General features: G+C 28.2%; 6 protein-coding genes. All 6 read right to left on the reverse strand.

Going from position 1 to position 7,279, the window contains the following annotated elements:
* Nucleotides 1-86: 86 nt before the first annotated feature.
* The 6 genes from B2W91_RS10270 to B2W91_RS10295 all read right to left on the reverse strand — a co-directional run bounded on the left by B2W91_RS10270 (nt 87) and on the right by B2W91_RS10295 (nt 7,112).
* Nucleotides 87-899, reverse strand: coding sequence for an energy-coupling factor ABC transporter ATP-binding protein (locus B2W91_RS10270; RefSeq protein ID WP_291580539.1), 813 nt, complete (start codon nt 897-899; stop codon nt 87-89).
* Nucleotides 880-1,737 (reverse strand): energy-coupling factor ABC transporter ATP-binding protein, encoded by an 858-nt coding sequence (locus B2W91_RS10275; protein ID WP_291580540.1) that lies wholly within the window; start codon nt 1,735-1,737, stop codon nt 880-882. The genes B2W91_RS10270 and B2W91_RS10275 overlap by 20 nt, the downstream gene beginning before the upstream one ends.
* Entirely contained in the window at nt 1,734-2,501 is a 768-nt protein-coding gene (locus B2W91_RS10280; protein ID WP_291580541.1) for an energy-coupling factor transporter transmembrane component T family protein, read from the reverse strand. Before B2W91_RS10280 ends, B2W91_RS10275 begins: the two co-directional genes overlap by 4 nt.
* A gap of 149 nt (nt 2,502-2,650) precedes the next feature.
* Nucleotides 2,651-3,253, reverse strand: a complete 603-nt coding sequence (locus B2W91_RS10285; RefSeq protein ID WP_291580542.1) for an ECF transporter S component — start codon at nt 3,251-3,253, stop codon at nt 2,651-2,653.
* 318 nt (nt 3,254-3,571) lie between these two features.
* Nucleotides 3,572-5,242, reverse strand: a complete 1,671-nt coding sequence (locus tag B2W91_RS10290) for a bifunctional diguanylate cyclase/phosphodiesterase (RefSeq protein ID WP_291580543.1) — start codon at nt 5,240-5,242, stop codon at nt 3,572-3,574.
* Between the two features lie 706 nt (nt 5,243-5,948).
* Nucleotides 5,949-7,112, reverse strand: coding sequence for an iron-containing alcohol dehydrogenase (locus B2W91_RS10295; RefSeq protein ID WP_291580545.1), 1,164 nt, complete (start codon nt 7,110-7,112; stop codon nt 5,949-5,951).
* Nucleotides 7,113-7,279: the final 167 nt, after the last annotated feature.

The following is a 7,279-nucleotide window of genomic DNA, read 5'->3' on the forward strand; positions in this document are numbered from 1 at the left end:
ATAATTTCTTCCTTAACTGTGCATTGTGAATTGTGCATTGTGCACTAATCTAAGTTGTTGATTATAATATCTAACGTAGCTACATATTAACTTCTTAGGAGTTTACTTTTATATGTTTCAATAAACTCCTCAACTGTTAAAAAAGTATGGTCATATCCTAATCTCTTACAAAGTTGAGTTATGTGAGGTGTTTCTAGATAAGCCTTATTTATTGTCTCTTCTTTTGAAAACACCTCTCTTGTACTTCCATCCAAAAGTACTTCTCCTTTGTTAAAAACTATAGTTCTTTCAAAACATTCTGCGACAAAGTCCATATCATGAATTATTGTTATTACTAATTTTCTTTGTTCTTTTAACTTCTCTATGATATGTTTTATCTTTTCTCTTCCTTTATAATCTTGAGCAATAGTAGGCTCATCCAATATTATAATATCAGTGTTCATTGCTATAATCGAAGCAATGGATATTAATTTTCTATCAGATAGACCTAAGTCATAGGGATTATCATTTAACCTATTTTCTAGTCCTACCATTTCTAATGCATTTATAGAATTTTCCATGGCCTTATCTTTAGATAATCCTATATTTAAAGGTCCAAACATAACTTCATCTATTATTTTATTCTTAAAAATTTGATCATTAGGATTTTGAAAAACTAATCCTATATGCTTTGATAACTCTGCCACTGTAACTTCTTTAGTATTCATATTATTAATAAATATATCTCCACTGCAAGGCTTTAATAATCCCTTCAGGAGTTTTACAAAAGTTGTTTTTCCTGCACCATTTTGTCCCACTATAGCAGTAGAAGTTGAATCAAAATCTAAATTAATATTTTTTAAAATTTCCTCACCTTTTTTATAAGAAAAGTTTAAATTATTAACTATAATTTTTTTCATTGTTCTTCACCACCAAATCATAAGCTTCTTCTAGGGTTATTGGATATAGTCCTGTTTTACTACTTTTAATATTTAATTCTCTACAAATTTTAGTAAAGGATGGATAATTTACTCCATAGTCTAATAAATCCTCTCTTGAAAATATCTTTTCTGGTACATCAAAATCTATACTTCTTCCACCATGAAGAAGTAATACCTTATTAGAATATTTAGCTATTTTTTCTATCTTATGTTCTACCATTATTACAGTCATGCCTTCTTTACTCAAGTTTTGAACTGCTTTAAACACTTCTTCTGATCCTTGTGGATCAAGCTGTGAGGTAGGTTCATCTAATATAATTATTTCAGGCCTCATTGCTATAATACTAGCAATTGCCATTCTTTGCATTTGTCCTCCTGATAGATCAAAAGGATTTCTATCCTTGTATTTATATATATCTAAAAGCTTTAAAGCATAGTCTATTCTCTCTATCATTTCTTCTCTTTTAATTCCCATATTTTCAAGTCCAAAGGCTATTTCTTCATAAAGTGTAAGCTTAGAACCGGTAATTTGAGTAAATGGATTTTGAAATACAATTCCAACCTTTAGACATATATCACTAATATCATTTTCTTTAACTTCCATTCCATCAATTATCACCTTGCCACCATAGGCCCCACGATAAAAATGAGGTACAAGGCCTACTAAAGCTTGGCAAAGTGTTGACTTCCCCGACCCATTTTCTCCTATTATACCTATAAATTCTCCTTTTTCTACTTGAAAAGAAATATCCTTTAAATCTAACTCCTCATTTAAAGGGTACCTGTATTTTAAGCTATCTACAATTATCTTCTTCATAATTTAACTCTCCAAATTATTGCTAAAACTATGGACCATATTAAGAACCACTTAGCTCCTCTATCATAACTTGAACTTTGACTTTCATTTAAAAAACTTTTCTTTATCTTCGAATTAAATCCTCTCACTTCTAAAGCCATGGCTCTTTCTCTAGTAGCAACTAAGGAATTCATAACTACAGGCCCTATTAATGGAAAAAAAGCTTTTATTCTTGTTAAAAGCTTTCCTTCTGTCTCCATCCCCCTAGATCTTTGGGCATCTGTTATGGTTCCCATAGTAGAGCTCATTTCAGGAATAATTTGAAGTACAGAACTTAGTACATAACCTATTTTAGGAGATAATCCTTTTCTAACTAATTCTTCAATTAAATCTGAAGGCTTAGTAGTAAGTATTAATATCGAAAAACTACATAATATATTCAAAACTCTTATACAAATTTTTAATGCATAAAATAGTCCTTCTTTATAAAAGATAAAATTCCCTACAGAAAAAACAGGCGTTATATTATCAGCCTTGAATAATCCCTGAATTAAAATAATTGAAAATAATAAAATTAAACTAAAACCTAAAAGAGGAATAACTTTTTTAAAAACTTTACCAATTAATAATATAAAAATACTAATAGCTAAACACATGAGTGCAACAGTTATTTTAGGAATTATTATTGGTATAAGAATTGATGCTACTATATACATAATCTTGTTTATTGGATTTATTTTATGTATTATGGTGTTCTGCTTTGAATATAGTGTTAAACTCTTCATTATATACGCCTCCTTACAGTTTAGAGCAACGCACAATTTACAATTTTAACTTTTCTTAAGTCCTTGCCAATTAACTTAATTATAAATTGTGCATCCTGTATTAAAAGAAATTATGAATTAAAAAAGTTTAAATTAAAGTTTTTCCTATACTATAAAGTCTCTATATTATTATCATTTTTATAAAGAATTGTGAGTTTTTTAGGTAAATTCTTAAATATTCCGTAAGCAACGATCACCGTAGCGATTTTATCTGGAATATCCACGACTAACTCATCTAAAAAAGATGCTAACCATAATGGACTTTTATTTGCTGTTAATATTGTGAATACACTATCTCCCCAAATATTTCCTGTTTGTCCTCCCCAAAAAATTATATTTAATGGAGTAGATATAACCGTTGAAACTAATGCAACTATAAGACCTGTAAATACTGCTTTGGGTAATGTATCTAGCCATCCTTTATGGGCTAGAACCCCTACTGTAATTCCTATTCCTAAACTAGTGAATGCATAAACAAAAGATATTGGATTCATAGTTAGCCCATAAATTACGTTGTTAACTACCCCGCAAATTCCTCCTATTATAGGTCCTGCAAGCATACTAGCAAGCAATGTTCCTATAGCATCTAGCCATAGTGGAAGTTTTAATATCTCTGCAAAACTTTTACCAATGTAGTTAATACCTACTGCTGCTGGTATAAGAACTAATGCTGCAGTATTAAATTTAAATGACCAAATACTTTTTTTACTCATATATTTTCCCCCTTAAATAATTTACATTTAGGGCAATATTTTATTATAACTTTTATATACGCCCATTCCCATTATTATGTAAATTATAGCATTAAATACTTTATTATACAATTTATGATAACTAAATAATGCATATTTATATATCATTTTTTATTTCCATAGAAATTTATTTAAGGTATAAATAAAGAATTTCTATGAAAAATATAACAAATAGAACCATGATTTCATCATGGTTCTATTTGTTATAATATATCTAAAATTTTTAATGTATTTAAACTATAACTAAATATAGAGTTAATTAACAAAAATTTGTCTTAATTATTTATTTTTCAAAAATTTAACTGTTTCTTCAAATATCATAGGTTTAGCATAATAATACCCCTGTATAATGTCGCAGTTATTAGCTTTTAAATATTTAATCTGTTCTTCCGTTTCCACACCTTCAGCTATCACTGAAAGCTTTAAGCTATGTGCAAGTTTTATAAGTCCATCAATAATATGCTCACTTTTTTTATTAATTCCTATATCATCTATAAAGCTTTTATCTATTTTTAAACAATCTAAATTTAAAAGTTTTAAATATTTTAACGGTGATAATCCTGTACCAAAGTCATCTAGTGAAATACTCATTCCATATTTATGAAGCTTATCTAGAACATCTAAATTTTTCTCCAATACATCAATTATAACGCTTTCCGTTATTTCTAATTCTATATATCTAGGATCTAAATTATATTTTTTTAATATATTTATAAAATTATTAGTCAGATTTTTATCTTCTAGTTGTACCTTAGAAAGATTTACAGATATCTTAAAATTATCATATCCCATATCTAAAAGTTCTCTACATTTTTTACAGGCTTCATCAAAAACAAACCTTCCTATTGGTATTATTGTCTTAGTATACTCAGCAATAGGGATAAATTCCACAGGGGATATAAATCCTTTTTCTAAATGCTTCCATCTAATTAGTGCCTCTAGCCCCACCATTTCTTCATTATCAGTGCTGATCTTAGGCTGAAATACTAAATACATTTCATTTTTATTTAATGCTTCACTTAAATCTTTTTCTATAGAAAATATTCTATTTACCTTTTCTAAATCACTAAATTCAAATAAATAATACTGATTTTTTCCTAAACTTTTTGCTTTATACATAGCCATATCAGCTTTATAAACTAAATCTGAAAGTATTTCACCGTGATCGGGGTAAAGCGTCATACCTATACTTACACTTATAAAAACTTCGCTATCAAATATCTTAATAGGAGAATTAAATAACTTTATAATTTGTTTAGCTCTATTCTCTAGGTCTATATATCCTTTTATATGTTCAATGAGAAAAGAAAATTCGTCACCACTAAATCTACAAAGTATATCATCTTCTCCAACCATTAATTTTAATCTTTCAGCAACTTGACGTAAAAGTTCATCACCATAATTATGACCAAAAGTATCGTTTATATGTTTAAATCCATCTATATCTACAGATATTAATGCAATCTTCTCTTTCATTTTTAAAGAGCTATCTATTTCTTTTTTTATTAGTGCTTCTCGTAAAAAAAATCTATTAGGCAGACCTGTAAGATCATCATTATATTGCAGTCTTTCATATTTACTTCTTTCAAGTTTCTCTTTAGTTATATCTTTGATTGATACATATAAATAATCTTTATTACCTAATTCATCAAAAGTAGCTTTGCTTCTAGCTTCTAACCAAACAATCTCATTATTTGCATTTAGTATTCTATACTGATTAGCATAATACACTTCATTACTATTTAAAAATTCTTCAATACCTTTGCAATAGTTTTCTCTATCTTCGTCATATATATATTTCATCCAATGGCTATAGTACCTTATCTTTTCATTTGCCTTATCATCTTTAAGTATGTTATTTATAGATGAACTAAAATTCATAATTTTTTTCTTTAAATCCACCTCACAAATACTATCTAATGACCCGGCGATGGTTAATCTGTTTTTCATTTGATTTTTTACTAAAGCTAATTGTTGTTTTTTTTTCTTTGTTATTTCTATTATAAATCCTGATGCTAAATTTATATTATCTTTTTTACTTCTATATATTTTTCCACTAGCTCTAACCCACTTAATATTTCCACATTTTTGTATTATTCTATATTCATGGGAAAATTCTTTATCATTAGAAATTTTTATTCTTTCAAGAAAGAAANNTGCACAAACTTAGACAAAGAGTTTATACTATTTATAGATTGTGAACTATTTTCTATCCCTAACAACTGATCGCCTTTGCTACTTAAATAAACTTCATCGGTATTTAAATTCCATTCCCAAATAGCTCCATCAAAAGCACTTAAGGCTAAATTACATCTTTTTTGTTCTATAGAAAGAGAATGGTATTCCTCTGAGAAAAAATAATCATAATAATTTTTAGCTTTATCAATCAATTTTCAACACCTCATGCCTAATTAAGATTTCCATTGTCATCAATTCTTGTAATCCAAAAAATTTGTATTATTTATAGGTATTTTGTAAATAAATATATATGTTCATTTGTTATATTCCATATTCTACAACTTATTCTAAAATCCTCTTACAATAAAAGGCTATTGATATAACATCAATAGCCTTTTATTGTTAGCTTTTCAATTTTTACAGTTATCTTTTAGTAGTAAAAATTAAGAAGCAATAATTACTGATTTCCATTATAATATTATAATGCTCTTTTATATATTTCTAGTATATCTTCTGAAGTTAGTGGAGGATAATTTCCTACTGTTCCATCTCCTGCACATTGTCTAGCCATAATTTCTAATTTTTCTTCTCCTATTCCCACTTCTCTTAAAGTCATAGGAATACCTAAAGATTTTATGAAATCTCTTGTTTTGTTTATAGCTTCCTTAGCAGTTTTATATTTATCACTATCAGCCTCTAAACTCCATACATTTATTCCATACTCAGCAATATCATCTACGGTATCATCATTTAAAATATATTCCATCCACACAGGAGTTAATATGCCTAATCCTACTCCATGAGTTATATCATAAAATGCACTTAATTCATGTTCCATGTCATGTACTGACCAGTTTGTATCTTTTCCATAACTCAATAAACCATTAATAGCAAGACTTGATGCCCACATTAAATTTGCTCGCGCTTCATAGTTTCCTGGTTCATTAAATGCTATTGGTCCATAATGAAAAACTGTTTTTAATAATGCTTCTGCCATTCTATTTTGAAGAAATGCAGTTTTTGTTGGAGTAAAATAAACTTCAAATATATGGCTCATAATATCTACTGCACCTGCAGCTGTTTGATTTTTAGGCACAGTGTAAGTATAGGTTGGATCCAAAATTGAAAACTTAGGCAAAAGAGCAGGATGCCCTGTTGCAAGCTTTTGATTAGTTTCAAGATTACTTATAACTCCTCCCCTATTCATTTCAGAACCAGTTGCTGCTAAAGTAAGTATTGAAGCTAATGGCAATGCTTTTGTAATATCTCCTTTGCCAATAAAGAAATCCCATGGATCTCCATCATAATAGTATCCACCTGCAATAAATTTAGAACAATCTATTACACTGCCTCCTCCTATTGCAAGGATGAAATCTACATTATTTTCTCTACAAAGCCTAATCCCTTCTCTTACGCTAGTAATACGAGGATTTGGTTCTACCCCTGCAAGTTCTACAAAATCTATATTATTTTCTTTTAATATATTAGTAATTTTATCGTATAGTCCTGTTTTCTTTATGCTTCCTCCACCATAAACTAAAAGTACTTTATTTCCATGCTTCTTTATTTCCTTACCTAAGACCTTTATCTTTCCTTCACCAAAAAATATTTCAGTTGGTATGCTGTAAACAAAATTTAACATAAATACACCTCCAAATATATAGATAACTACCTTAAAAATTAATGTATCTCTTTATTATATTTTAATTCACACTGCAAAATGCACAACTTAGATTAGTGCACAATTCACAATGCACAATGCACAGTTAAGGAAAAAATTATTTTTCAGAAAAATAATTTCTTAAAACA

The sequence above is a fragment of the Clostridium sp. UBA6640 genome, from assembly GCF_002455975.1.
Lineage (GTDB): Bacteria > Bacillota > Clostridia > Clostridiales > Clostridiaceae > Clostridium_J.

What these genes read in the sequence shown, in the direction of transcription:
- B2W91_RS10290 (WP_291580543.1), bottom strand. Translation starts at nt 5,242, where the DNA reads ATGAAAAACAGATTAACCATCGCCGGGTCATTAGATAGTATTTGTGAG.
- B2W91_RS10270 (WP_291580539.1), bottom strand. Translation starts at nt 899, where the DNA reads ATGAAAAAAATTATAGTTAATAATTTAAACTTTTCTTATAAAAAAGGT.
- B2W91_RS10295 (WP_291580545.1), bottom strand. Translation starts at nt 7,112, where the DNA reads ATGTTAAATTTTGTTTACAGCATACCAACTGAAATATTTTTTGGTGAA.
- B2W91_RS10280 (WP_291580541.1), bottom strand. Translation starts at nt 2,501, where the DNA reads ATGAAGAGTTTAACACTATATTCAAAGCAGAACACCATAATACATAAA.
- B2W91_RS10285 (WP_291580542.1), bottom strand. Translation starts at nt 3,253, where the DNA reads ATGAGTAAAAAAAGTATTTGGTCATTTAAATTTAATACTGCAGCATTA.
- B2W91_RS10275 (WP_291580540.1), bottom strand. Translation starts at nt 1,737, where the DNA reads ATGAAGAAGATAATTGTAGATAGCTTAAAATACAGGTACCCTTTAAAT.